Genomic DNA, 655 nt, shown 5'->3' with positions numbered 1-655 from the left:
CCAAGAAGAAGCCGCCGTACGACGCCGAGTTCCGTGAGGGCGCGGTGCGCATCGTGGTCGAGACCGGGAGGCCGGCCGGGGACGTTGCCGAGGAGCTCGGCATCAACCCGGGCACGCTGCACAGCTGGGTGTCGCGGTGGCGGCGCAACGGGACGACGTCCTCGGACCGGCCCGTACAACCGACAGTCGCCAGTGGTGGTGGCGGTGGCGGTCGGGTGCGGGAGGCCGAGCGGGCCGAGCTGGAGCGGCTGCGCCGGGAGATCGGGGAGAAGAACAAGCGGATCCGGGAGCTGGAGATGGAGCGTGATGTCTTCAAGCGATGCATGGCCCTCTGGGTGAAGTGACCGAGAACGCTCCGGAGGCGGTGGTCGCCTTCATCGGTAACCAGAGGGTCGAGCATGGCGTCCCGCACCGGGTGTCCTGCCGGGTGGCCGGGGTGAGCGAGGCATGGTTCTACAAGTGGCGCCGGCGCCCCGACGAGCCGACGAAACGCGAGGTCAGGAGGGCGAGGCTGGAGGAGCGGATCATCCACTTCTTCACCGAGTCCGGCGGCACCTACGGCTCGCCGAGGATCACTTTGGACCTGTGGGCGGAGAACTGGAAGGTGTCGGTGAACACCGTCGCGGAGATCATGGCCGAGCTCGGTCTGCAGGGC

Annotated in this window: 2 protein-coding genes; both read left to right on the top strand. The window is 68.7% G+C overall.

The genetic code is table 11. The annotated features are described in order from the left end of the window. On the top strand, positions 1 to 344 hold a 344-nt coding region (locus ACFP2V_RS38545), incomplete at its 5' end, for a transposase (RefSeq protein ID WP_381221411.1). Continuing rightward, the coding region (locus ACFP2V_RS38540) for an IS3 family transposase (RefSeq protein ID WP_381221408.1) at positions 341 to 655 on the top strand (315 nt) is incomplete at its 3' end. The genes ACFP2V_RS38545 and ACFP2V_RS38540, both read left to right, overlap by 4 nt.

Origin of the sequence: Streptomyces incanus (genome assembly GCF_042656345.1) — a bacterium.
Lineage (GTDB): Bacteria > Actinomycetota > Actinomycetes > Streptomycetales > Streptomycetaceae > Streptomyces > Streptomyces incanus.
This window is presented reverse-complemented; position numbering and strand designations above follow the sequence as displayed.